20 protein-coding genes and 2 pseudogenes are annotated in these 24,770 nt (G+C 75.5%); 13 read left to right on the top strand and 9 right to left on the bottom strand.

The features are described 5' to 3' along the window. Positions 1-20 precede the first annotated feature (20 nt). A complete protein-coding gene (locus H7K62_RS16445) occupies positions 21-1,721 on the bottom strand; it encodes an NAD-dependent malic enzyme (protein ID WP_222437736.1) in 1,701 nt (566 codons plus the stop codon). Between the two features lie 172 nt (positions 1,722-1,893). Between H7K62_RS16445 and H7K62_RS16450 the strand changes: the two genes are divergently transcribed. Together H7K62_RS16450 and H7K62_RS16455 are read left to right on the top strand one after the other, a co-directional pair. After that, the gene (locus H7K62_RS16450; protein WP_370591825.1) at positions 1,894-3,342 is read left to right on the top strand and encodes an MFS transporter; all 1,449 of its coding nucleotides are present in this window, start codon (positions 1,894-1,896) and stop codon (positions 3,340-3,342) included. Then, a complete protein-coding gene (locus H7K62_RS16455) occupies positions 3,339-3,791 on the top strand; it encodes a MarR family winged helix-turn-helix transcriptional regulator (RefSeq protein WP_186720332.1) in 453 nt (150 codons plus the stop codon). Before H7K62_RS16450 ends, H7K62_RS16455 begins: the two co-directional genes overlap by 4 nt. A 63-nt stretch (positions 3,792-3,854) precedes the next feature. Here the strand turns inward: H7K62_RS16455 and H7K62_RS16460 are convergent, their stop codons facing one another. Both H7K62_RS16460 and H7K62_RS16465 read right to left on the bottom strand, forming a co-directional pair. After that, positions 3,855-5,231 (bottom strand): purine-cytosine permease family protein, encoded by a 1,377-nt coding sequence (locus H7K62_RS16460; protein ID WP_186720340.1) that lies wholly within the window; start codon positions 5,229-5,231, stop codon positions 3,855-3,857. Next, positions 5,228-5,728, bottom strand: a complete 501-nt coding sequence (locus H7K62_RS16465; RefSeq protein ID WP_186720342.1) for a nucleoside deaminase — start codon at positions 5,726-5,728, stop codon at positions 5,228-5,230. The genes H7K62_RS16460 and H7K62_RS16465 overlap by 4 nt, the downstream gene beginning before the upstream one ends. Before the next feature lie 99 nt (positions 5,729-5,827). Here H7K62_RS16465 and H7K62_RS24160 point away from each other — a divergent pair. Together H7K62_RS24160 and H7K62_RS24165 are read left to right on the top strand one after the other, a co-directional pair. Next, positions 5,828-6,196: pseudogene (locus H7K62_RS24160) on the top strand (PucR family transcriptional regulator ligand-binding domain-containing protein); the annotation flags it as partial. Between the two features lie 203 nt (positions 6,197-6,399). After that, positions 6,400-7,374, top strand: coding sequence for a PucR family transcriptional regulator (locus H7K62_RS24165; protein WP_370591819.1), 975 nt, complete (start codon positions 6,400-6,402; stop codon positions 7,372-7,374). 82 nt (positions 7,375-7,456) lie between these two features. On the opposite strand, the gene H7K62_RS16480 is transcribed toward H7K62_RS24165, so the two are convergent. Continuing rightward, the gene (locus tag H7K62_RS16480; RefSeq protein ID WP_186720353.1) at positions 7,457-8,827 is read right to left on the bottom strand and encodes an NtaA/DmoA family FMN-dependent monooxygenase; all 1,371 of its coding nucleotides are present in this window, start codon (positions 8,825-8,827) and stop codon (positions 7,457-7,459) included. A gap of 11 nt (positions 8,828-8,838) precedes the next feature. After that, positions 8,839-9,918, bottom strand: coding sequence for an adenosine deaminase (gene add, locus H7K62_RS16485; RefSeq protein WP_370591820.1), 1,080 nt, complete (start codon positions 9,916-9,918; stop codon positions 8,839-8,841). A 314-nt stretch (positions 9,919-10,232) separates the two neighbouring features. On the opposite strand from add, the gene H7K62_RS16490 reads away from it, so the two are divergent. After that, complete coding sequence (locus tag H7K62_RS16490; protein WP_370591821.1) at positions 10,233-13,244, top strand: FAD-binding and (Fe-S)-binding domain-containing protein; 3,012 nt, start codon at positions 10,233-10,235, stop codon at positions 13,242-13,244. Positions 13,245-13,456: 212 nt separating this feature from the next. Here H7K62_RS16490 and H7K62_RS16495 read toward each other — a convergent pair whose 3' ends face one another. The 4 genes from H7K62_RS16495 to H7K62_RS16510 are packed head-to-tail and all read right to left on the bottom strand — an operon-like array spanning position 13,457 to position 16,677. Then, on the bottom strand, positions 13,457-14,413 hold the full coding sequence (locus H7K62_RS16495) for an anti-sigma factor (RefSeq protein ID WP_186720354.1): 957 nt from the start codon (positions 14,411-14,413) through the stop codon (positions 13,457-13,459). Continuing rightward, positions 14,400-15,005, bottom strand: coding sequence for an RNA polymerase sigma factor (locus tag H7K62_RS16500; protein WP_186720356.1), 606 nt, complete (start codon positions 15,003-15,005; stop codon positions 14,400-14,402). The genes H7K62_RS16495 and H7K62_RS16500 overlap by 14 nt, the downstream gene beginning before the upstream one ends. A gap of 50 nt (positions 15,006-15,055) precedes the next feature. Continuing rightward, positions 15,056-15,829 carry a class F sortase gene (locus H7K62_RS24170; protein WP_222437739.1) on the bottom strand — a complete coding sequence of 258 codons (774 nt, stop codon included), beginning with the start codon at positions 15,827-15,829 and terminating at the stop codon, positions 15,056-15,058. After that, entirely contained in the window at positions 15,826-16,677 is an 852-nt protein-coding gene (locus H7K62_RS16510) for a DUF4397 domain-containing protein (protein ID WP_186720358.1), read from the bottom strand. Before H7K62_RS16510 ends, H7K62_RS24170 begins: the two co-directional genes overlap by 4 nt. A 141-nt stretch (positions 16,678-16,818) precedes the next feature. Between H7K62_RS16510 and H7K62_RS16515 the strand changes: the two are divergent. From H7K62_RS16515 to H7K62_RS16550, 8 genes and pseudogenes are all read left to right on the top strand, one after another. Continuing rightward, positions 16,819-17,322: pseudogene (locus H7K62_RS16515) on the top strand (GNAT family N-acetyltransferase); the annotation flags it as partial. 103 nt (positions 17,323-17,425) lie between these two features. Continuing rightward, the gene (locus H7K62_RS16520; RefSeq protein WP_186720362.1) at positions 17,426-18,319 is read left to right on the top strand and encodes an alpha/beta fold hydrolase; all 894 of its coding nucleotides are present in this window, start codon (positions 17,426-17,428) and stop codon (positions 18,317-18,319) included. A gap of 133 nt (positions 18,320-18,452) precedes the next feature. After that, positions 18,453-19,463 (top strand): diacylglycerol/lipid kinase family protein, encoded by a 1,011-nt coding sequence (locus tag H7K62_RS16525; RefSeq protein ID WP_186720364.1) that lies wholly within the window; start codon positions 18,453-18,455, stop codon positions 19,461-19,463. 101 nt (positions 19,464-19,564) lie between these two features. Continuing rightward, complete coding sequence (locus H7K62_RS16530) at positions 19,565-20,446, top strand: NAD-dependent epimerase/dehydratase family protein (RefSeq protein WP_186720365.1); 882 nt, start codon at positions 19,565-19,567, stop codon at positions 20,444-20,446. A gap of 209 nt (positions 20,447-20,655) precedes the next feature. Next, positions 20,656-22,182 carry a protein adenylyltransferase SelO gene (locus H7K62_RS16535; protein ID WP_186720367.1) on the top strand — a complete coding sequence of 509 codons (1,527 nt, stop codon included), beginning with the start codon at positions 20,656-20,658 and terminating at the stop codon, positions 22,180-22,182. A 164-nt stretch (positions 22,183-22,346) separates the two neighbouring features. Continuing rightward, positions 22,347-23,033: an LON peptidase substrate-binding domain-containing protein gene (locus tag H7K62_RS16540; protein WP_186720369.1), complete on the top strand. Its 687-nt coding sequence runs from the start codon at positions 22,347-22,349 to the stop codon at positions 23,031-23,033. A 10-nt stretch (positions 23,034-23,043) separates the two neighbouring features. Then, complete coding sequence (gene ybaK, locus H7K62_RS16545; RefSeq protein WP_186720379.1) at positions 23,044-23,544, top strand: Cys-tRNA(Pro) deacylase; 501 nt, start codon at positions 23,044-23,046, stop codon at positions 23,542-23,544. A gap of 15 nt (positions 23,545-23,559) precedes the next feature. Beyond that, a complete protein-coding gene (locus H7K62_RS16550) occupies positions 23,560-24,741 on the top strand; it encodes a methyltransferase domain-containing protein (RefSeq protein WP_186720381.1) in 1,182 nt (393 codons plus the stop codon). Positions 24,742-24,770 lie beyond the last annotated feature (29 nt).

Here is a 24,770-nt window from a genome sequence, read left to right on the forward strand (position 1 = left end):
CTCCGCAGGGTCAGGTCCGGTCAGCGGTAGGCGGGGGTCCAGCGCGCAGCGCGCACAGCGGCGGCCAGCTGCTCGTCGGTGGCCTGCGGCGCGGCGCCGTCGGCCACGGCCTGGCGGGCGACCGCCTCGGCGATGGCCAGCGCTGCGGTCGGCATGTCGGCGACCTCCGGCAGCAGGGCGCCGTCCGGGTCGTGCTTGACCGGTGCCTGCTCCCCCAGCGCCAGCGCCGCCTGCAGGAGCATCGCGTCGGTGACGCGGGTGGCGCGGCTCGCGACCACGCCCAGGCCCACCGCCGGGAAGACGTAGACGTTGTTGCACTGCGCCACGCGCCGCCTGGCGCCGTCCTGCTCGACCGGCGGGAACGGCGAGCCGGTGGCCACCAGGGCGCGGCCGTCGGTCCAGTCGGACAGGTCCTGCGGCTCGGCCTCGGCGTGGGAGGTGGGGTTGGAGAGCGGGAAGACGATGGGGCGCTCCACGTGGGAGGCCATCTCGGTGACCACCTCGCGCGTGAAGATCCCGTGCGCCGAGGACAGGCCGACGAGCGCTGTCGGCCTGGCGTTGCGCACCACGGTGAGCAGGTCGAGCTCGCTGCGGTGCCCGGCGTCGACGCCCCAGCCGGACAGCTGGTCACGGCTCTTGGCGTAGCGGGCCTGCGCGTCGGTGAGCCCGGCCTGCCCCTCCACCAGCAGCCCGCCGACGTCGAGCACGTGCACGGCGGCGACGGCGTCGGCCTCCTCCGCCCCGTCGGCCACCATCGCCTGCACGAGGCGGTCGCAGACGCCGATGCCGGCCGACCCGGCGCCCACCACGACGATGCGCTGGTCGCGCAGCGGGGTGCCGCTCACCGAGGCGGCGCCCGTCATCGCGCCGGCCACCACGGCCGCGGTCCCCTGGATGTCGTCGTTGAAGGTGAGCAGCTGGTCGCGGTAGCGGTCGAGGATCGGCAGCGCGTTCTTGCTGGCGAAGTCCTCCCACTGCAGCAGGACGCCGGGCAGCTCCTCGCGCACCGCGGTGACGAAGGCGTCGACGAACCCCTCGTACTCCGCTCCGGTCACGCGGGGGTGGCGCCAGCCGAGGTAGTACGGGTCGTCGCGGAGCTCGTCGTCGTCGCAGCCGACGTCCAGGACGATCGGCAGCGTCCGTGCCGGGTCGATGCCGCCGATGGCCGTGTAGAGCGACAGCTTGCCGATGGGGATGCCCATCCCGCCGACGCCCTGGTCACCCAGCCCGAGGATGCGCTGGCCGTCGGTGACGACGATGACGTCGACCTCGGCCCGCGGGCGGTTGCGCAGCACCTCGCGCAGGCGGTGGCGGTCGGGGTAGGAGACGAACAGCCCGCGCGGACGGCGGTAGATCTGGCTGAAGCGCTGGCACGCCGCACCGACCGTGGGCGTGTAGACCAGCGGCAGCGCCTCCTCGACGTGGCGCGAGAGCACTTCGTAGAAGAGGACCTCGTTGGTGTCCTGCAGCTGGCGCAGGGTGATGTGCTGCGCCAGCTGGCGGGAGGTGGCCGAGGTGCCCTCGACGGCCTCCACGGACCGCCAGGCGCGGGCCGCCTGCTGCTCGAGCGTCTCCACCTGCGGTGGCAGCAGGCCGCGCAGGCCGTGGGCGTCGCGCTCGGCCTCGGTGAAGGCGGTTCCGCGGTTGAGCAGCGGGTCCTGCAGCAGCTGCAGGCCGTCCACCGCCGGCGCCGTCGTCCCGGTGCTGGCTCCATCTCCCACGGGTGTCTCCCAGATCGCCGATCGGTCGCCGGTCGCGATCATCCCCGACTGGCCCGCGAGCGCACCCCGAGACGTGGACACGAGGAACTCGAGTCCGGCCGCGCCGGGCGGCGCGACGACGGGAGCTTTGTTGTAGTGACACAATTATCGTGTGACCACAACGAATTCCCGTGTGCTCGACACCGGCGGACGACGACGGTGGGGCGTGCTCGCGATCTGCTGCTCCAGCCTGCTCCTGGTCTCGATGGACAACACGATCGTCAACGTCGCGCTCCCAGCGATCCGCACCAGCTTCGACGCCTCGCTGGCCGGGCTGCAGTGGACCGTCGACGCCTACGTGCTGGTGCTGGCCAGCCTGCTCATGCTCGCCGGGTCGACCGGTGACCGGATCGGGCGCAAGCGCACCTTCCTCATCGGCCTGACGGTGTTCACGCTGGCCTCGGCGGGGTGCAGCCTGGCTCCCTCCCTGGGCTGGCTGATCGCCGCCCGGATGCTGCAGGCCGTCGGTGGGTCGATGCTCAACCCCGTCGCCATGTCGATCATCACCAACGTCTTCACGGACGCCAGGGAGCGCGCGCAGGCCATCGGCGTGTGGGGAGCCGTCGTCGGCCTCTCCCTGGCCCTGGGTCCGATCGTCGGCGGTGCGCTCACCGAGTCGGTGGGGTGGCGCGCCATCTTTCTCGTCAACGTGCCGCTGGGCGCGGCGGCGCTGCTCCTGGCCTCCCGGTACGTGCCCGACTCCCGGGCCGCGAGGCCCCGCCGGGTCGACCCGGTGGGCCAGGTGCTCGTCGCCGTCACGCTGGTGGCGCTCGTGGACGCGATCATCACCGCACCCGAGCAGGGCTGGGGGTCGCTGCGGGTGCTCTGCTCGCTCGCGGTCGCCGCCGCCGCGCTGGCGGCGCTCCTGGTCTACGAGCCGCGATGCTCTGAGCCGCTCATCGACCTGAGGTTCTTCCGCAGCGCGCCGTTCTCCGGTGCCACCGTGACGGCGGTGATCGCCTTCTCGGCGTTCAGCCTCTTCCTCTTCGTCAACACCCTGTACCTGCAGGACGTCCGGGGGTTCTCCGCCCTCGAGGCGGGCCTGGCCACCCTGCCGCTGGCCGTGGCGTCGATGGCCTGCTCGCCGCTGTCCGGCCGCATCGTCAGCCGGTCGGGTCCCCGAGGCGTGCTCGTCGTCTCGGGGATCGCCCTCGCCGCAGCCGGTCTGCTGCTGACCGGGCTGACAGGGCGCACGCCGCTGCTGCTCCTCCTCGGCGCCTACACCGTCTTCGGCATCGGGTTCGGGCTCGTCAACGCGCCCATCACCAACGCCGCCGTCTCGGGCATGCCGCTCGCGCAGGCGGGGGTCGCCGCTGCGGTGGCGTCGACCAGCCGCCAGGTCGGGCAGTCCCTCGGCGTCGCGGTCGGCGGGGCGGTCATCGGCAGCGCCGTCGTCGGCACCGCGGCCGCGGGCAGCGCGCTGGGGCCGACGACGCCCTTCGCCCCGGCCGCGTGGTGGCTCGTCGTCGGGTGCGGTCTCGCGGTCACCGCGCTCGGCCTCGTCACCAGCGGGAGGTGGGCACAGGCGAGCGCCGAGCGCGTGCGCGCCGCCCTCGACCCGGTCGCGGAGGTCCGCGCATGACGCACCCCGCCGACGCGGCGACGGCGACGGCGGTCTGGCGCACCATGACCGACCTCGTGGTGTCGCAGGACCGCAGGGAGCGGGCAGCAGCAGCGGTGGGACTGTCGTTCCTGCGGCTGCGGGCGCTGCGCCGCGTCGCGGAGCACCCGCTGACGCTGCGCGAGCTGGCCGCCGCAGCGGGCGTCGACGCTCCCTACGCCACCGTCGTGGTGGACGACCTCGCCGCCAGGGGCTACGTCACCCGAGAGCCCCACCCCACCGACCGCCGAGCGCGGCTCGTCACCATCACCGACAGCGGCCTTGCGGCGGCCCGCCGGGGCGAGGCGATCCTGCGCACCCCGCCGCCCGAGCTCGCGGCCCTGCCGGAGGCGGACCTGCTGACTCTGCAGCGGATCCTCGCCAGGGTCGTGGCCGAGGGACCGGAGGAGGGCCCTGCGCCCCGGTCGTGAGCGCGGGCGGTCGACCACCTCGGGGTGGTCGACCGCCCACGACGACGACCGGGGGTCTGGACCTCAGGCGGCCGGGAGCGGGCGGCGCGGGAGCACCAGGTAGAGCGCCCCGGCGAGGACGAAGCCGACCAGCGCCGTGAGGTCGCCCAGCTGAGGCAGCGCGGTGGCGACCGGACCGGCGTAGGCCTCCTGGTTGGCGAACAGGAGCACGGAGACCACCGTGCCGACGGACAGGGCCACCACGCCCGAGGCGTTCTTCCACCCCCGGTCGTGGAGGACGGGGGACGCGTCCTGGCCGCGCCGCACCCACTGGTCGACGAGCACCACGGCCAGCCACGGCGCGATCCAGTACGCGATCACCAGCAGGAACGACTCGTAGGCGTGACCGGCGTCGGCGAGACCCGCCCACGCCAGGAAGAACCCGACCACCCCGAACGCCAGCGGCACCACGGCGCGGTGGCGGGCCAGGGACGTGAAGCCCATGGCGAGGAACGACATCGAGCCCGAGTAGACGTTGAGGATGTTCGCGCAGATCGCCCCGAGAGCGATGGCCAGGAGCGTGACCTGCGCGACCGCCCCCGGCAGGTGCGAGGTGAACGCCTCCGTGGGGTTGTCGCTCGTCGCGCCCGGGATCGAGACCGAGGCCGCGCCCGCGAGCATGAGCACGGTCGTGGAGACGAACAGGCCCACCGCGGCGGCCCAGCCGGCCGCGCGGCCCGCGCCCAGCGGCAGGTAGCGCGTGTAGTCGGTGGCGTAGGGGTTCCAGCCGGCGCTGTAGCCCCAGGCCGTCGCCGTCGCGAGGACGAAGCCGCCCAGCCCGCCCGGCGTCGCGGCAGGGGCGGAGTAGTCGGCCGCTGCGAAGGTCATGACGGCGACGACGGCGAACACGACCGCCAGCACGACGACGGCGTACCGCTCGAAGAGGTGCACCAGGTCGTGGCCGAGGGCGGCGACGCCGATCTGCACGAGCACCACCCCGACCAGGCAGACCACCGGCGCCAGGCCCGTCAGCGCCGCCAGGGCGAACGCCGCGGAGACGCTGTTGACCGCGAACCACCCGAAGCCCGCCATCACCGACATGAGGGTGGCGGGGACGATGTTGCCGCGGTACCCGAAGGCGATCCGGCCGAGCACCATCTGCGGCACGCCCACGGCCGGCCCGCGCGCCGACAGCACGCCGTGGGACAGGGCCGCGAGCGCGTTGCCCAGGACGATCGCGGCGGCGGCCTGCCAGAAGGTCAGGCCGAAGGCGAGGGTCGACAGGACCCCCACGAAGATCGTGGCGAACTCGAGGTTGGGGGCGCTCCACGTCCACGCGAGGTGGAGCGGGCGTCCGCGCCGCTCCGCGAGGGGGATGGTCTCCGTGGAGCGCTTCTCGAGCGCCTCCGTGGTGGCGGCCGGTGGGCGGGTGGGCGTGTCGGTGGCGGGCGCAGCGGTCACGGGAGGTCCTCTCCGATGTCTTCGAACCACACGTCGGGGCGCTCGGAGATGAAGCGCTGCATGAGCTCCTTGCAGCGCTCGTCGTCGAGCACGGTCACCGAGACCCCGTGCTCGGCCAGCCAGTCGTGGCCGCCGGTGAAGGTGGTGCTCTCCCCCACCACCACGTGGCCGATGCCGAACTGGCGGACCAGGCCGCTGCAGTACCAGCACGGGGAGAGCGTGGTGACCATGACCGTGTCGCGGTAGCCGGCGCGGCGACCGGCGTTGCGGAAGGCGTCGGTCTCGGCGTGGACCGAGGGGTCGTCGTCCTGGACGCGGCGGTTGTGGCCGGCGCCCAGCAGCTGTCCGCCGAGGGTGAAGAGGGCGGCGCCGATGGGCACGCCGCCCTCGGCTGCGCCCTTGCGGGCCTGGGCGACGGCGACGTCGAGGAGGGCGACGACGTCGAAGGGGAGCCCCGCGGGGCCCGCGAGGGCTGACGGGGCGGCGGTGGTGCTCATGGCGGTCACCCCACCAGAGCCCCCACGCCTGGCGTCATGGTCAAGGCGTCAGCCATGGCCCGGTCGATCTGCGACGCTGCGTACGCTCGTCGGGTGTCCATGACCCTGCGCAGCGCGTTGGAGCACCCGGTGGTCAGGGCCGCGGCGCCCGAGCTGCTCACCCCCGGGGTGGACCTCGACGTGCCGGTGCGGTGGGTGCACTCCAGCGAGATCTACGAGATCGGCCCGCTGCTCACGGGCGGGGAGCTGCTGCTGACCACGGGCCTGGGGGTCGCCGGGGCCGACGCGGGCGCCCGCAGGCACTACGTGCGCGACCTCGCCGCCCGCGGCCTGGCCGCGCTCGCCGTCGAGGTGGGGCGTTCCCTGCCCGCGCTCCCGGTGGAGATGGCCGACGAGGCCGCCCGACGAGGCCTGCCGCTGGTGGTGCTGCGGGAGGTCGTGCCCTTCATCCGCATCTCCGAGGTGCTCAACACCCTCATCGTCGACGGCAGCACCACCCGACTGCGCTTCACCGAGCGGGTCACCGCAGCCGTCGAGGGCGCGCAGGCCGAGGAGCGCGGGCTCGCGGGCCTGCTCGCCGCGGTGGGCCTGCTGCTAGACCGCCCGCTGGTGCTGGTCTCGGCGGGAGGAGCGCTCGTCTCCGCCTCGGGGACCACCGACGACCGCACGGCGTGGCAGGTGGTCGACGCACCGACGGCGCAGCAGGGGACGTGGTGGTGCGGGGCCGCCGGTGGGGTGCCGTCGTGGCGGGCGCTGCTGCAGCGGCGACAGGTGCCTCGGACGACGACGTCGACGTCGCCCTCCACCGCCTGGCGCCCGCCCTGGGGCTCGAGCTGCTGCACGGTCGGGGCGCCCCCAGCCGCCCCGACCAGCTCGCCGCGCGCCTGCTCGCCGATCTCGTGGAGGGGGAGTCGCCGGACACCGACGTCCTCGTGCGAGCCGGCGCCGCCGGGTTCCACCCGGGCGTGGGAGACGTCGTCGTCGGCGTGGCCGCGGACGCCCCGGAGAGCCGGTCCGGCCTGTCGCTGCTGCAGGCCGCGGCCCGCACCACCGGCGGCACGGTGCTGCGGGGACGCGTCGGGGCGGAGGTCCTCGGGCTGTTCGCCCTCGACCGGCCCGACCCGGTGCGCGTGGTCGCGGACGCGGTGAGCGCCGCCTGGCGCCGGGCCGGAGAGCCACCCGTGCGCGCCGCAGCGGGCGACGCGGTGACCGCCGACCGCGGCGCGGCGGGGTGGCGGTGGACGCTGTCCCGAGCCCGGGCGGCGTCCTCGCTGCTCAGCAGCACCCCTCCCCCGCCGGACACGGCCGGCCCCGTGACCACGGCGCGCGCCTGGGCGCTGGAGCTGCTGCTCCACGACGCCGGCGCGCCGCTGGCCGACCTCGCCGACTCCACGCTGCAGGGCCTGCGCCGCTGGGACGCCCGGCACGGCAGCGACCTGGTGCGCACCGTCGAGACGCACCTGCGGCTCGGAGGCTCCCCGTCGCGGACCGCGGAGGAGCTGCAGGTCGGGCGGCAGGCCGTCTACCAGCGCCTGGCGCGCATCGAGGAGCTGCTGGGGCACCGCCTGGACGCTCCCGAGGCCCACGCCGCCCTGCTCGTCGCGGCGGCGGCCGCGCGGCTGTCCCGGTCGAGTCCCAGCCGCTGACCCCCTGCTCACCCCCCACCGTGATCATGGACGTCCGAAGCGCTTTCCGGCCGTGATCATGGATCTCCCGAGCATGCCGCCCTCAGCGGCCGCCGTGGGACTCCCCACGACGGCCGGGGTGCCTCGCCGGGAGCCGGGGCGACGCCGAACCGGTGACCATCTCGCGCAGCGTTCCCCGGCGCGGCTGCTCGGGCAGCAGCCCTCGCGCGCGCAGCAGCGGCATGACGTCGGCGATGAAGTCCCGGTAGGACTCGGTGCCACCGAAGGTCAGCTCCACGAGGAACCCGTCGACGTCCGTCGCCTCGACGATGGCCTCGATCTCGTCCGCCACCTGCGCCGTAGTGCCGGTCACCTTGAACCCGCCCATCGTCTCCCGCAGACCGTCGAGCACGTCGCCGACGGTCGTGCCCGGGTCGGCGTGCTGCGCCAGCACGCTCCGGCCCACTTCCGTGGAGACCTCCGCGAGCGTGGCGCCCGGGTCCAGCCGCGTGAGATCCACCCCCGACCAGCCGAGGAACAGCGCCGCCATCGCCTCGCGCGAGGGGGCGGCGGTCAGCTCGGCGCGCAGCTGCCGCGCCTGCTCCTCGGTCTCACCGACGATGACTGACAGCCCGTTGACCACCCTCACCGCGTCGCGGGGTCGCCCGTGGGCCTCGGCCCTGTCACGCAGGTCGACGACGAGCAGCGCCAGGGCGTCCGTGGAGCGCTCCTGCGTGAAGACGCACTCGGCGTAGGTCGCCGCGAAGTCCTTGCCCGCCCGGGACGCCCCGGCCTGGAACAGCGTGGGCGTGCGCTGCGGCGACGGCGAGACCGGGTAGTAGCCGTCCAGGCTGAAGAACGGGCCGCGATGGGTCAGCCGGTGCACCTTGGCCGGGTCGTTGAAGACGCCGGAGGCGCGGTCCATCGGCTGCGCGTCGTCGTCCCAGCCCCGCTCCCACAGGGTCAGGCACAGGGAGACGAAGTCGTCGGCGCGCGCGTACCGCACGTCGTGGGCCGTGACCGCGGGCTCGCCGAGCAGGCGCACGAGCGCGTCCTGCATGTCGGAGGTGACGATGTTCCACCCGACCCGGCCGCCCGTGAGGTGGTCGAGGGTGGAGAAGCGCCGTGCCAGCAGGTACGGGCGCTCCGCCGTCGTCGACGACGTCACCACGAAGCCGAGCCTGTCGACGGTGGCCGCCAGCCCCGACAGCAGCAGCGGTGCGTCGTGCACGGGGAACTGGACCGCCTCGCGCACCACCACCTCGGGCACGTCGCCGTCAGCGGTCATCGGGTAGGCGAAGGCCTCGGCGAAGAAGAGGAAGTCGAAGCCGCCGGCGTCGAGCTGGCGGGCCAGCTCCTGCCAGTGCGCCAGCCCGGCGTACCCCTCCGGCTGGGCCAGCGGGTGGCGCCAGGAGTTGGCCAGGAACGTCGGCGCCACCACCTCGAACGCCCCGAGCACCAGCTGCTTGGTCACGCCCGCTCCCCCTACGCCTGCACCTGCGCCTGCGCACGGAGCGCCTCGACGCCTGCCACCACGCGGGCGCGCAGGGCCGCCTTGTCCGTGTCGTCGAGCCAGCAGCCCTCGACGGCGTTGAGCGTGAAGCCGGCGAGCTCGTCCAGGCCGTAGCCGAGGGCGGCGGCGACGGCGCGGTGGTCTTGGGTGGGGTCGGTGCCGAACATCGGCGGGTCATCGGAGTCGATCGTCACGCACAGCCCCGCGTCGACCATCTCCTTGATGCGGCGGTGCGAGCCGTCGCCCGACCCGGAGTACCTGCCGATGTCGGAGCTGACAGGTGTGCAGGTGAAGGGGATGCGCTCCTCGGCGCAGCGGGCGGTGAGCGCCGGGTCGTCGACCACGTGGTAGCCGTGGTCGATGCGCTCCGCGCCGAGCAGGTCGAGGATCGTCTCCACGTGGTGCGGCGGTCCGCTCTCGGAGTGCGCGGTGCGGCGCAGACCCGCCTCGCCGGCCAGGCGGAACGCCTTCCAGAACCGCTCCGGCGGGCCGATGGTCTCGTCGTAGTCGAGGCCGATGCCCAGCACTTCCTCGCGGCGGTCGGCGATGACCTGCTCGACCAGCTCGACCCCAGCGGCGGCGGTGTCGTTGCGGTTGACGGCGACGACGAGGTTCGCGCGGATCCCGGCGTCGGCCTCCGCGTCGCGCATCCCGGCGATGACGCCGTCGAGGATCGTCCGGTACGGCACGCCGGGGTGCCCGGGAGGGCTCAGCATGATCTCGCGGTAGAGCACGCCGTGGTCAGCGCCACCGGTGGTCAGCGACTCGTAGGTCACGCGGTGGAAGTCGTCGACGTCGCGGATGACCGCCCCCACCACGTCCAGCACGCGCAGGAACTCGCCGAGGTCCTCGTAGCTGGAGTGGTCGTAGAGGTCCGCAGCCGTGCGCCCGCCGTCGAGGACCACGCCGTGCTTGCAGGCCAGCTCCACGACGGTGGCGGCCCGCACGGACCCGATGAGGTGGGTGTGCAGGGACACCTTGGGCAGGCCCCTGACGATCCGCTCGAGCTCCGGCGAGGTGGTGGTGTCCGGCAGCAGCGCCTCATCGCTCACCCGGCGGACTGTGGCACCGCCGCGTTTCGCCCTCGTTTCCCCACCCCGCGACCGTGATCATGGGAGTAGCCAACAGGCACCTGCGTGTTCATGGACGTCGCACGCCCGGCACCGTCAGGACGACCCGTTCTGCCAGGCCGTGGAGGCCGGATGCAGCCTTGAGCGCCTGACGGTGCGCCCCGGCCTGACACTGCTCCGGACCACAGGTGCGCAACTCCCATGATCACGAGGGGTTGTGCGCACGACGCCCATGATCACGGTGGGGGTGGTCACAGCGGGGTCGAAGCACAGGTGGCGCCGGGGAGAATGACCCCGTGACGACCCAGCTCGACAGGCCCGCCGGCGGCTCCCCCAGCGCCGGTGCGGCCCAGGTGGCCACCCCGGACCTGCTGCGCGCCCTGCGCTCCGCCCTCGGCGTGCGCGGCGACGGCGCCACCGACGCCCTCGGCGTCGTCGACGCCTCGACGCGCCGCCGCGCGGAGTACACCTCCGACGCGTCCAACTACCGCGTGGTGCCGCAGGTCGTGGTCTTCCCCCGCACCGCGGACGAGCTGGCGGCCGTCGTCGACGTCTCCCGCGCCCAGTCGGTGCCGCTGACCCTGCGCGGCGCCGGCACGTCCGTGGCGGGCAACGCGTGCGGGCCCGGCATCGTCGTCGACACGTCGGTGCACCTCCACCGCGTCCTCGAGCTCGACCCGACCTCCCAGACCGCGCTGGTGGAGCCCGGCATCGTGCTCGACGCGCTGCAGGGCCACGCCCGCCAGCACGGCCTGCGGTTCGGGCCCGACCCGAGCACCCACGCCCGCTGCACGATCGGCGGGATGATCGGCAACGACGCCTGCGGCTCTCACGCCCTCGCGTACGGCCGCACCAGCGCCAACGTCCTCGAGCTGGACGTCGTCGACGGCCTCGGTCGCCGCTGGTCCACCACCTCACCCCCGCCCGAGCTGGTCAGCGCCCTGACCGGTGTCGCCGACCGCCACCTCGCCACCCTGCGCACGAAGTTCGCCACCTTCGGCCGGCAGGTCTCCGGGTACGCCCTGGAGACGCTGCTGCCCGAGCACGGCGGCCCGCTCGGCCACAGCGGGCGCGGTGATGCGACCGGCTCCAACCTCGCCCGCCTGCTGTCCGGCAGCGAGGGCACCCTCGCAGTCCTGACGAGCGCGAAGGTCCGGCTGGTCCGGGAGTCTCCGGCGACGGCGTTCGTCGTCCTCGGCTACCCCGACATGGCCACCGCCGCAGACCACACCCCCGCGCTGCTGGAGCACGGGCCCCTGGCCGTCGAGGGGCTCGACCGGCGCCTGGTGGAGGTGGTCCGCGCGCGCGGCGGCGACGTCGACGGGCTGCCCGACGGCAACGGCTGGCTCTTCGTGGAGGTCGGCGGGGAGAGCGACGCCGAGGCCCTCGCCGGCGCCACCGCGCTCGTGGCGGCCTCCGGCACCCGTGAGCACGTCATCATCCCCACCCGCGCGCAGGCGCGGGCGCTGTGGCGCATCCGCGAGGACGGCGCCGGGTACGCCGGCCGATCGCCGTCGGGCACTCCCGCGTGGCCGGGCTGGGAGGACGCCGCCGTGCCGCCCGCGCGCCTGGGCACCTACCTGCGCGACCTGCAGGCGCTCATGAGCAGCCACGGCGTCGACGGGCACGCCTACGGCCACTTCGGCGACGGCTGCATCCACATGCGCCTCGACCTGCCGCTGTCCGAGCCCGGCGGGGTGGACAGGTCCGGGGAGTTCCTGCGCGCTGCCGCGCGCCTGGTCGCGGCGCACGGCGGGTCGCTGTCCGGCGAGCACGGCGACGGCCGCGCCCGGTCGGCCCTGCTCCCCCTCATGTACGACGACGACGCGCTGCGCGCCTTCGAGGAGGTCAAGGCCGCGTTCGACCCGGCCGAGCTGCTGAACCCCGGCGTGCTGGTCCGTCCCGCTGCGCTGGAGGCGGACCTGCGCGTGCCGGCCGCACGCGTCGCCGTCGAGATCTCCCCGACCCGCCCCCTGTCGCTGAGCTACCCCGCCGACGGCGGCGACCTGACCGCGGCGGTGCACCGGTGCGTGGGCGTCGGGAAGTGCCGCGCGGAGCCGGCCAGCGGCTCGGGCGGCGTCATGTGCCCGAGCTACATCGCGACGCGCGACGAGAAGGACTCCACCCGCGGCCGCGCCCGCCTGCTGCAGGAGATGGCCAACGGCACGCTCGTCACCGACGGCTGGCGCTCGGAGGAGGTCCGGGAGTCGCTCGACCTGTGCCTGTCGTGCAAGGGCTGCTCGGTCGACTGCCCCGCCGGCGTGGACATGGCCACCTACAAGGCGGAGTTCCTCGACCACCACTACCGCGGCCGGCGCCGCCCGCTGAACCACTACGCCCTCGGCTGGCTGCCGCGCTGGACGCGCCTCGTGGCGCTGGGGCAGCCCGTGCTCCCGGCGCTGGTCAACGCCGCGGCGAAGGTGGCCCCCCTGCGCCGCGCGGGCATGAAGGCGGTGGGCATCGACCCGGCGATGGCCGTGCCGACCTTCGCCCGCCAGACCTTCCGCTCCTGGTTCTCCCGCCGCACCCCCGTCCGTGATCATGGGCGCTACGAACAGTCGACCACGACCGACGTGGTCCTCTGGGTCGACACCTTCACCGACGGCTTCGACCCGCAGGTCGGCGTCGCGGCGGTCAGGCTGCTCGAGCACCTGGGCTTCCGGGTGCACCTGCCCACCGCCAAGGTCTGCTGCGGCCTGACGTGGGTGTCCACCGGGCAGCTCGACGGCGCCAAGCGCCAGCTCGCCGCGACCCTCGACGCTCTCGAGGGCCCGCACGGCGAGCTGACCGACATGCCGGTCGTCGGGCTGGAGCCGAGCTGCACCGCGCTGCTGCGCGAGGACGCGGCCCGCCTGCTCCCCGACGACCCGCGCGCCGCCGCCCTGCACTCCCGGGTGCGGACGGTGGCCGAGCTCATCGCGGAGCACCGCCCGGACTGGACGCCGCCGCAGCTCAAGACCGAGGCCGTGGTGCAGCCGCACTGCCACCAGCACGCCGTCATGGGCTTCACCGCCGACGCGGCGCTGCTCGCGCGGGCGGGCGTGGACGCCACCCAGCTCGGCGGGTGCTGCGGGCTGGCCGGCAACTTCGGAGCTGAGGCGGGCCACCGCGACGTGTCGGTGGCCGTGGCCGAGCAGCAGCTGCTGCCCGCGCTGCGGAAGGCCGGTGACGGCGTGCCGGTGGTCGCGGACGGGTTCAGCTGCCGCACGCAGACGGACGCGCTGGCGGGTCGCCGCCCGAAGCACCTCGTGGAGCTGCTCGCCGAAGCCCTACCGACCGCCGGGACGGACACGCCCGCCGCGCACTGACGGCGGGCCGCCGCGCCTCCAACGCCGCCCCCTCCTCGACCGCCCCCTCCTCGACCGCCCCCTCCTCGACGACGATCATGCGCCTGCGCGCCACATCCCCCGCCGGGTAGCGCCCCACATGACGCGCAGGCGCATGATCGTCGCGGGTGGTGACGCGCAGGCGCATGATCGTCGCGAGAGGGCGGGGCGCTGGCGCCTGGGGGCCGGAGGGCTCAGGCGGAGACGGTGGACGCCGGCGCGTCGCTGGTGAGCGCGCCGCGCAGCTCGCTGACCCCGGAGTGGCCGACCTGGCCGTCGAGCGGCTCGGTGGACACGTCGACCTCGCTGAACCGCGCCAGGTCCACGCCGTCGGGCAGCACGTAGCCGCCCTGCGGGCTGTGGCCCTCGGTGAGCGCGCCCAGGGAGACCAGCCCGCCGGTCGAGGTGTCGAGCAGCCACACCTCGTACGCGGCGCCCTGCACGGTGGGCAGCCCGGACGTCGTGACCAGCACGCGCCGGCCCCGACCGTCGTCGCGGGTGACCACCACCTGCGCCGTGCCCGTCCACGCGCCCTGGTCGGCGGTGAGCGGCCGCAGCGCGGCGGTGGACACCACCGGGCCCGCCGTCGGGTCCGCCGCGCCGCCGGAGTCCCGGGCGCGGGAGGCGACGAGCGCCCCCGACGCCGCCCCGACCACCAGCGCCAGCCCGGCGGCGCCCAGGAGCACGGGCGTCGACCAGCGCTGCCGCGACCGCTGCACCGGCAGCCCCGCGACCACCGTCGACGACGACGACGGCGACGACGACGTCCGACCCGCCCCCGCCGGGCGCGCGGTCACCGGCTCCCCCACCGGGTCCACCCCGGGGACGGTGCGCGCCCCGGCGGAGCCGGCCCGCGCCGGGGTGCCCGCGTCGTCGTCGAGGGAGCGCAGCACCGCCGCCGGGTCCGGCGCGGAGCGCACGCCGGTGGCCGCCGCGATGCCCTCCCACACCGACGGCGGGGGCAGGCGGCGCGCCGGTCCGTCAGCGGACGGCGCCACCGCGGCGCTCAGCGCCGCGAGCTCCTCCGTGCACGCCGCGCAGGCCGCCACGTGGGAGCGCACGTCCTCGAGGCGGTCGTCGTCGGGCGCGACGGCCAGCATCGCCAGCTCCCCCGTGCCGGGGTGTGCGGCCGTCGGGTCAGGCGGTGCCACCGGCACCTCCCAGACGTCCGCGCAGCCGCACCAGGGTGCGGCGCAGGTGGCTCTTGACGGTGCCGAGCGGGAGGCCGGTGCGCTCGGAGATCTGGGCGTGGGTGAGGTCCTCCCAGTAGGCGAGCTCGACGATGCGGCGCTGCGGCTGGTCCAGCTTCTCCACCTCCTCGCGGACGTCGACGTGCTCGACGCTGCGGTCCGCACCCTCCACCACGGCGCCCGGGCCCAGCGCGGCGGGCTGTGCGCCCCCGGGGTCGGTCGGGTCCCAGGGCTGCTCGCGGTGGGCGGCGCGGCGGCGCAGGGCGTCGGTGATCCGGTGGCGGGCGATGCCCACCAGCCACCCGGCGAGCGGGCCTCGCGCCGGGTCGTAGCGGTCGCGGTCGCGCCAGGCGCTGATGAACACCTGCTGGGTGACGTCGTCGGCGTCGACGGGTCCCACGGCGCGCACCGCGAGCCCGTGCACCAGCGCGCCCCACCGCTCGTAGGCGCGGGCCAGGGCGTCCTCGTGGCCCGCGGCGAAGTCCCGCTCGACGGCTCGGTCGAGGGCGGCGCGCGCCCCCGGCGCGCCGTCCGCGGTCTCGACCGGCTCCACCCTCGAACGCTAGGCGGATCTCGTGCCGGGAGCGCGCTGAGCGCCGGCCGTCACGAGACCCGGTCCGCGACCACCACCACGTTGTCCGCGTAGCGGTGCGAGGCCCTGTCGAACTCCCCGCCGCAGCTGATGAGCACCAGGCGCGGCGCGCCGGTGCCGGTGAACAGCTCCGCCGAGGGCAGGTCCGCCTTGGCGACCTGCGCCGTGGCGCCCACGCGGTAGCGGTGGTCGGCGCCGGAGGCGTCGGTGACCACCACGTCCTGGCCCGCCCGGGCCTCCCGCAGCCGGAACAGCGCGCCGGGCCCGGCCGGGGTGTCGACGTGGCCGACCAGCACCACGGACCCGTCCGCGTCCCCGGGCGCGGCGCCGGGCGCCCACCAGCCCGTGCGGGCGCCGTCCTCGGGGACGACGACGGAGCCGTCCTCGCCCGCCCCCACGGGGTCGACGGGCGCGTCGACCCCGAGCGAGGGCACCCGCACCCGCACGGGCGCGGGCGCAGCGGCCACCACGGCGGGAGCCGGGGCGGAGGCGACCAGGCGCGGCAGCGCCGGCGCAGCCGTGCCAGCGCTGTGCGAGCCCTCCGAAGAGGAGGACGACGACGACGGCGCAGCCGCGGCGGGCGCCGGCGCGCTCGTCGTCGTCGTGACCACGGTGGCGGGCAGCGCACCGGGCAGGGGTGCGGCCCGGCTGCTCGCCCCGGTGAGCAGCCAGGCCGCGGGGGCGGTGGCGGCGAGGGCCAGGCCGCCCACCGCCACCGCCGTCAGGACGCGCCCGGCCCGGCCGCCGCGGTCGGGCCGCTGCTCGCGGCCGGGCCCGGCGTTCACGCCGCGCGGTCGCCGGCGGTGCGGCGTGACCGCACCGCCGCGGCCCCCACACCGGCCACCACGGCCGCGCCGAGCGCACCCGCGGACGTCGCCACCAGCCACCCGGGCACGCCGCCCTGGTCGAGGAGGCCGCCGGTGCCCGCGGCGACACCACCGGGGGCGCCGCCGAGGTCCTCGATGCGCTGCAGCGCCAGCTGCACGCCACCGGCGGTGGGGTTGCCCCACGCGTAGACGATCGTGCTGGTGCCGGCGGGCAGCGACAGGTCGGTCGGGCCCGCGACGGCGCTGCTGGTGCCGGTGGCCACGACGTCGGCGCTGACCGTGCCGGCGGGCACCTCGGCGCTGGCCTCGTCCGGGTTGGACAGGTCCTGCACCAGCGGCTGCCCGCCGGCCCGGACGTCCACCGCGGGCGCCGCCGCGACGTGGCGCACGGTGACGCGGGCGTCACCGGCGGGCACCGCGGAGGTGTCGTTGACGAACGGGGTGAGCTTCGGCTGGCCCTGCGCGTCGAGGTGGGCGACCAGCGTGATGTTGGCGCCGGCGGGCACCTCGACGTCGTTCGCGCTGATGGCGGGCGTGCCGGTGGAGGGCTGGCCGGCCTGGAAGACGGCGAGGTCGTAGCTGCCGGCGGGCAGCTGCTGCGGGTCGGTGAGCGTGCCCGGGGTGAAGTCGGGGATGAGCTCGGAGCCGTTGGCGTAGACGTCGACCGTCAGGCCGGGCACGGCGTGGAGCACGCTGACGGTCGCCGTGCCGCCAGCGCTGCCGGCCGCGGAGGCGGCGGCCGCGGGGACGAGGACGAGGGCGGCGGCGGCGGTGGCGACGGCGGCGGTGCAGGTGGTGGTGCGCACGAGGGTCCTCCGGGGTCCTGGCGCCGCCCGTCGCGACGCTCTGCCCGTACTGCGCACGAGGCGCCGCCCACGGATGCACCACCCCTGAACAATGCGTGTGGCGCTCGTCACACCACAGGACGAGGTGGGTAGCGTGCCGCGATGATCTCCGTCCGGCTGGTCACCGAGGACGACGTCCCCGCCCTCGTCGAGCTGCTGCTCCGCAGCCGGGAGCACCTCGCGCCGTGGGAGCCGCTGCGGGACGGCTCCTTCTTCACCGAGGCGTCGCAGCGCGCGAGCGTCGCGGCGCTCCTGGAGCGGCACACCGCCGGCACGCACGTCCCTCTCGTCATCGTCGACGACGGCGAGGTGGTCGGCCGGATCACCGTGAACGACGTCGTGCGCGGTGCCTTCCAGTCGGCGTCGATCGGCTACTGGGTGGGCACCGGCCACACCGGACGAGGCGTGGCGACGGCGGCGGTGGCGGCGGTGGTCCGGCTGGCCTTCGGCGAGCTGGGCCTGCACCGGCTGCAGGCCGACACGCTGCTGCACAACACCGCCTCCCAGGCGGTGCTGGCCCGCAACGGCTTCGTCCGCATCGGGACGGCGCCCCGCTACCTCGAGATCGCCGGTCGCTGGCAGGACCACCACCTGCACCAGCTGCTCCACGAGCCGCCCGAGCCGCCCGAGCCGCCCGCGGTGGTGGTGCCGAGCGGGGGCGCCGCGATGATGGCCCCGCTCGACGGACCACCGACGAAGGAGTCGCCCGATGACCGCTCGCACCGGCCGCACCACCTCCCCCGCTGACGGCCTGCAGCTGGCCACCACCACCTGGGACGAGGTGCCGGGGGCGCCGCGCGGCGTCGTCCAGCTGGTCCACGGCCTCGCCGAGCACACGAGCCGCTACGACAGGTTCGCGCGGGCGCTCAACGCCGCCGGGTACGTCGTGTCCGGGGCCGACACCCGCGGCCACGGCGGCTCGGTCTCGGCGGGCGTGCCGCTGGGCGGCTTCGGCGCCCCGGGCGCGGAGGGCTTCTTCGCCGACACCGCCGCGTACGGCGACCAGCTGGCGCGCCAGCACCGCGGCCTGCCCCTGTTCGCGTTCGCCCACTCCCTGGGGTCGATGTGCCTGCAGAACGTGCTGGTGGCCGGCCCGGTGCCGTACGCCGGGGTGGTGCTGTCGGGGACGACGACGCTGGACGGGCTCGTCGAGGTGGTCCAGGGCCTGGCGGCCGACCCCGACGCCGGCGAGGGGCTGGCCGGGTTCAACGCCGGCTTCGCGCCGCGCACGGGCTTCGAGTGGCTCAGCCGCGACGAGGCCGAGGTGGACGCCTACACGGCCGACCCGCTGTGCGGCTTCGCCACCGAGGACGCCGTCATGGGCGGGGTGCTCGCCACCGCCGGGCGCACGGCCGACCCGGCGGCGCTGGCGCGGATCAGGTCCGACCTGCCGCTGCTGCTGGTCTCCGGCGACCACGACCCGGTGGGCGGGCCGGGCGGCCGGAACGTCACGGCGCTGGCCGAGAGGTACCGGGCAGCGGGCCTGGCCGACGTCGTGCTGCGGCTGTACCCCGGCGCCCGGCACGAGCTGGTCAACGAGACCAACCGCGACGAGGTCACCGCCGACGTCGTCGCCTGGCTGGACGCCCACCTGCCGTCGTGACCCCGGGGAGGGGTCTCCGCGGGGTGCTCCAGCGGGTGCTCCACCGGGCGGGGTGGGCGCGGCGCCGCCAGGATGGTCGGCGCGGACGTCCAGACCGGTGCGGCTGCAGCTGACCACCCCGCGTGAGGACCCCATGAGCACCGCTGACGCCGCCGCGCGCCACGCCACCACCTCGGCCCCGGACGGGCCCCTGCGCTGCGCCGTCGTCGTCAACCCGGCACGCGTGGAGGACCTGGAGCGCCGCCGCGCCGCCGTGGACGCCGCCCTCACCGACGCCGGCTGGGCCGCGGCGGAGTGGATCGAGACCACCCCCGACAGCCCGGGCGTCGAGCAGGCCCGCCAGGCCGCGGCCGACGGCTTCGACGTCGTCTTCGCCTGCGGCGGTGACGGGACGGTCCGCGCGTGCGTGGAGGGCCTCGCCGGCACCTCCACCGCGCTGGCCATCCTGCCCGCCGGCACCGGCAACCTGCTGGCCACCAACCTGGGGGTCCCGGAGGACCCGGCCGCCGGGGTGCGGCTGGTGCTCGAGCGAGGCCGCCGGAGCATCGACGTCGGTGTGGCCGCCCCCACGGACGAGGACGACGACAGCCGGCACCCGTTCAGCAGCGCCTTCGCCGTCATGGCGGGGATGGGCTTCGACGCCGCGATGCTCGACGACGCCGACTCCCGCCTCAAGAGCGCGCTCGGCCCCGTCGCCTACGTGCTGAGCGCGCTGCGGCACCTGGGCGACCGGAGCATGCGGCTGACCATCACCCTCGACGACCGGCCACCGCTGCGGCGCCGCGCGCGCAGCGTGGTGGTCGCCAACGTGGGGCGCCTGCAGGCCGGCGTGCTGCTCGTGGAGCGGGCCAGCCCGGACGACGGCCAGCTGGACGTCGCCGTGCTCGCTCCGCGCAGCCTCCTGCACTGGGTGCGCCTGGCGTGGGGCGTGGTGCGCGGCCACGAGCACGTGCCGCACCTCGAGCTGCACCGCGCCTCGCGCGTGGTGGTCCGCAGCGACCGCGAGCACCCGCGGGAGCTGGACGGTGACGTCATCGACCCCGCGCGGGTGCTGGCGATCACCGTGCGCCACCGGGCGCTGGAGCTGTGCGTGCCGCAGCCCGAGCGCAGCCCCGACCTGTCCGAGGGGTCCGAGCGGCTCTGACGCCGCCGACCAGCCGCCGGCGGGCCGGCGACAGGCCGACGACAGGGTGCGCACAGCCCCTCGGTGGTGCAGGGCGCAGGAGCACCGGGCACTGTTGGGCCGTGCACATCGCAGTGACCGGAGGCTCCGGCAAGCTCGGACGGGTGGTGGTGGCCGACCTCGTCGCCCACGGCCACACCGTCGTCAACCTCGACCAGGCGCCGCCGCCCGGCGGCCCCGCCGCCCTGCCGGAGGGCGCCCGCTTCCTCAAGACCGACCTCACCGACCACGGCCAGGTGCTCGAGGCGCTGCTCGGCGTGGACGAGCACCACCGCCACGGCGTGGACGCCCTGGTCCACCTCGGCGCGATCCCCGCGCCGGGCCTCGCCACGGACGCGGTGACGTTCCAGAACAACATCATGAGCACGTACAGCGCGTTCGCCGCCGCGCGCGCCGCGGGCGTCCGCAACGTGGTGTGGGCCTCCTCGGAGACGGTGCTCGGGCTGCCGTTCCAGGAGGAGCCGCCGCCGTACGCCCCGGTGGACGAGGAGTACCACCCGCGGCCCAACTCCAGCTACTCCCTGAGCAAGGCGCTCGGGGAGGAGATGGCGGTGCAGTTCTGCCGCTGGGACCCCGAGGCGAAGATCATCGGGCTGCGGTTCTCCAACGTCATGTACCCCGACCAGTACGCCGAGTTCCCCGACTACGACGCCGACCCCGGCACCCGCGTGTGGAACCTGTGGGGCTACATCGACGCCCGCGACGGCGCCCAGGCCGTGCGCAAGGCGCTGGAGCTGCAGGCCACCGGCGCGGACGTGTTCGTCATCGCCAACGCCGACACCGTGATGCAGCGCTCCTCGGCCGAGCTCATGGAGCAGGTGTTCCCCGACGTCGAGGTCCGCGGCGAGCTGGGTGAGCACCAGACGCTGCTGAGCATCGAGAAGGCCCGCCGCGTGCTCGGCTACGAGCCGGAGCACTCCTGGCGGAGCTCCTTCACCGCCTGACCCGCCCCACCCTCCCCACCGTGATCATGGACGTCGTGCACAACACAGTCCGTGATCATGGGCGCTGTGCGCACCGCGCTGTCAGGCCCTGGGGCGCTGTCAGGTCCTCGAGGCCGGATCCGGCCTCGAGGACCTGACGGTGGGCCCCGGCCCGGGACTGCCGAGCCGCGCAGGGAAGGCAGCAGCCGCAGCGGTCGTTGGCCAGGGGGATGAGCGCTCCAGCGACCACGCCCTCCGCCCCCGCACCCGCCGGCGGTGAGCCGCGCCTGGCGCACGCCTTCGCCGACGCGCTGCCCGAGCTGGCCGTCCCGTGGCAGGCCGCCCCCGCGCCGGCGCCGCGACTGCTCGTCCTCGACGACGCCCTCGCCGTCGACCTGGGCCTCGACCCGACCTGGTTGCGCTCCCCCGAGGGCGTGCACTTCCTCACGGGCGGGCTCGTCCCCGACGGGGCAACACCCGTGGCGCAGGTCTACGCCGGCCACCAGTTCGGCGGGTACTCCCCGCGCCTCGGCGACGGCCGCGCGCTGCTCCTCGGTGAGCTCACCACCCCCGCCGGCGAGGTGCGTGACCTGCACCTCAAGGGCTCCGGGCGCACGCCGCTGTCCCGCGGCGGCGACGGCCTGGCCGCCGTCGGCCCGATGCTGCGCGAGCACGTCATCAGCTCCGCGATGCACGCCCTCGGCGTGCCGACCACGCAGGCGCTCGCCGTCGTCGCCACCGGCCGCGACGTCCAGCGCGAGGTGGTGCTGCCCGGCGCGGTGCTCGCGCGCACGGCGTCCAGCCACCTGCGCGTCGGCTCGTTCCAGTACGCCCGCGCCACCGGCGACACGGCCCTGCTGCGACGCCTGGCCGACGTCGCGATCGCCCGCCACCACCCGCAGGCCGCGCAGGCCGGGTCGCCGGCCGACCAGGCGAAGGCCCTGCTCGACGCCGTCATCGCCGCCCAGGCCGACCTCGTGGCGCAGTGGGTGCTGCTCGGCTTCGTCCACGGCGTCATGAACACCGACAACACGACCATCTCCGGGGAGACCATCGACTACGGCCCGTGCGCCTTCGTCGACGCCTACGACCCCGCGGCCTCCTTCTCCTCCATCGACCACCAGGGCCGCTACGCCTACGGCGCCCAGCCGGGCGTGCTCGAGTGGAACCTCGCCCGCTTCGCCGAAGCGCTCCTGCCCCTCCTCGTGGAAGAGCAGGACGACGACGAGGGCAGCAGCGACCGAGCCGTGGCGATCGCCACGGAGTCCCTCGGCGCGTACCGGCCGCGGTTCGCCGCGGCCTGGCGCGCCGGCACGCGCCGCAAGCTGGGCCTGGCCGCGGTGGCGGGGCACGACGACGAGGTCGACGGCATGGTCACCGACCTGCTGCGCCTCGCGCAGACCGACCACGTCGACCACACCGGTCTGCACCGGCGCCTGGCCGACGCGGCACGAGCCGGCAGCAGCGCCCCCGCCCGGGACCTCTTCCTGGACCGCGAGGGGTTCGACGCCTGGGCCGCCCGCTGGCTGCCGCTGGCCCCCGACGCCGCGGCGATGGACGCGGTCAACCCGGTCTACGTCCCGCGCAACCACCTCGTGGAGGAGGCGCTGGCGGCCGCGACCGGCGGGGACCTCGCGCCGCTGGAGCGCCTCGTCGACGTCGTGACCCACCCGTACGTCGAGCGCCCCGGGTGGGAGCGCTACGCCGAGCCCGCCCCCGACGCCTTCGGCCCCTACACGACCTTCTGCGGCACCTGACCCCCTCACACCCTCCGTGATCATGGACTTCCCGTGCACTTTCCGCCGTGGCCGCCGACCTGTGACGCAGACCTCGTTCGGGAAGTCCATGATCACGGCTGGAAAGTGCTTCGGAGGCCCATGATCACGGCGGGGTGTCAGGGACGGCTGCTTAGGCTGTGGTGGTGAGCGAGCGGCTGCCCCTGTTCCCGCTGCGCACCGTGCTGGTGCCCGGGCTCGTGCTGCCCCTGACGATCTTCGAGCCGCGCTACGTCGCGCTCGTCGAGCACCTGCTGTCCCTCCCCGAGGAGCAGCGCGCGTTCGGCGTGGTCGCCCTGCGCCACGGCCGTGACGCGGGCTCGCGCCCCGGAGCGGTCGACCTCCACGAGGTCGGCTGCACCGCCGTGGTCCGCGACGTGTCCGAGCCCGACGGTCCCGGGGACGGCCGCTACGAGCTCATCACCTCCGGCGCGGTGCGCTTCCGGCTCGACGGCGTCGACGAGGGCGCCGGCACCCCGTACCTCACCGGCCTGGTCAGCCCCGTGCCCGAGCGGGCCGGCGCCGACCAGGACCGCCTCGCCGACCTCGCCACCTCCACGGCGGCCGCGTGGACCGCCTACCGCGAGCAGCTGGGCATCGCCACCACCGGCGTGCCGGGTGGCGTCCCGGAGGACCCGGCCGTGCTGAGCTACCTCGTCATGGCCGGGATGGTCCTCGACCTGCCCGAGCGGCAGCGCCTGCTGGAGCTGCCCGACACGGCCACCCGCCTGCGCGAGGAGCGAGCGATCCTGCGGCGCGAGCAGGTGCTCATCTCCGAGCTGCGCTCGCTGCCCGCGCAGGACCTCCTCGACGACCCGCCGGTCTACAACTGAGGGCGCGCTGATGGGGAAGAAGCCCGCCGCCGGCGGCACGCCCGCCACCACCGCCCTGACGCGCGCCGGGGTCCCGCACACCGTGCACCCGTACGAGCACGACGCCGCCGTCTCCGCCGAGGTCGGCTACGGCCTGGAGGCCGCGCACGCCCTCGGCATCGACCCGGCGCGCGTCTACAAGACGCTCGTGGTGGAGGTCGACGGCGCGCTCGGCGTCGCCGTGCTCCCGGTCAGCGCCAAGCTCGACCTCAAGGCGGTCGGCGCGGCGCTGGGCGGCAAGCGCGCCGCCATGGCCGACCCGGTCGCCGCCGAGCGCACCACCGGGTACGTGCGAGGCGGCATCAGCCCGCTCGGGCAGCGCAAGCAGCTGCCCACCGTCATCGACAGCTCAGCCGTCGAGCACCCCAGCATCCTCGTCAGCGGCGGTCGCCGCGGCCTCGACGTGGAGCTCGCCCCCGCCGACCTCGTCTCCCTGACGGGCGCCACCGTGGCGTCCGTCGCCGCCTCCTGAGCGACCCGCCGTCCCGTGCAGTGCGACTACTACGACGCCGGTGCCTGCCGCTCGTGCACCCTCATGGGCGTCCCGGAGGACGTCCAGGTCGCCGACGCGCAGGAGCGCGTCGAGGCGCTGCTGCCCACCGTCCCGACCTGGCTCACCCCTGCCACCGGCCCGGCGAGCCGCTTCCGCAACCGCGCCAAGATGGTCGTCGCCGGCACCGCCGAGGCCCCGACGCTGGGCATCCTCGACGCAGCCGGCCGCGGCGTCGACCTCGTGCGGTGCGGTCTGTACCCGGCGTCCATCACGGACGCCCTGGAGCCGCTGCGCGCCTTCGTCACCCGCGCCGCGCTGGTCCCCTACGACGTCCCCGCCCGCCGCGGTGAGCTGAAGCACGTCCACGTCACGACCAACGACGCCGGCGAGCTCATGGTCCGGTTCGTGCTGCGCTCCACGGAGTCCCTGCCGCGGATCCGCAAGCACCTCCCCTGGCTCCTGGAGCAGGTCCCGAGCATCCGCGTCGTCTCCGCCAACCTCCTGCCCCAGCACGCCGCCCTGCTCGAGGGCGACGTCGAGGTCCCCCTCACCCCCGCCGAGCGCCTGCCCGTCCAGCAGGGCGGCGTCACGCTGCTCGCCCGCCCGCAGGGCTTCCTGCAGACCAACACCGACGTGGCGGGGCAGCTGTACACCCAGGTCGCGGCCTGGGTGGACGACCTCGACGACGACGAGCGCCGCGACGGCGGCGCCGCTGCGCTGCGCGTGTGGGACCTGTACTGCGGCGCCGGCGGCTTCGCCCTGCACGTGGCGGCCGGGGCCGCGTCCACCGGCACCGGGGACCGCGAGGTGGTCGGCGTCGAGACCAGCGAGCAGGCCGTCGCCGCCGCCCGCGACGCCGCGGCCACCGCGGGCCTGGCCGGCACGACCGTCGTCCACGCCGACGCCACCGCGTGGGCGCGGGAGCAGCCCGAGGCCGCCGCGCCCGACGTCGTCGTCGTCAACCCGCCGCGGCGGGGGCTGGGCGAGCAGCTGTGCGCGTGGCTCGACGCCGCTCCCCCGCGGACCCGGCACCTGCTCTACTCCAGCTGCAACCCCGCCTCGCTGGCGACGGACCTGGAGGCGCTGCCCGGGTGGGAGCCGGTGCGGGGGCGGCTGTTCGCGATGTTCCCGCAGACCACCCACGCCGAGGTGCTGGTCCAGCTCCGCCGCCGCTGACCCCCTCGAGGTGGCCGTCTCCCCATGAT

The sequence above is a fragment of the Quadrisphaera sp. RL12-1S genome (assembly GCF_014270065.1).
Taxonomy (GTDB): Bacteria; Actinomycetota; Actinomycetes; order Actinomycetales; family Quadrisphaeraceae; genus Quadrisphaera.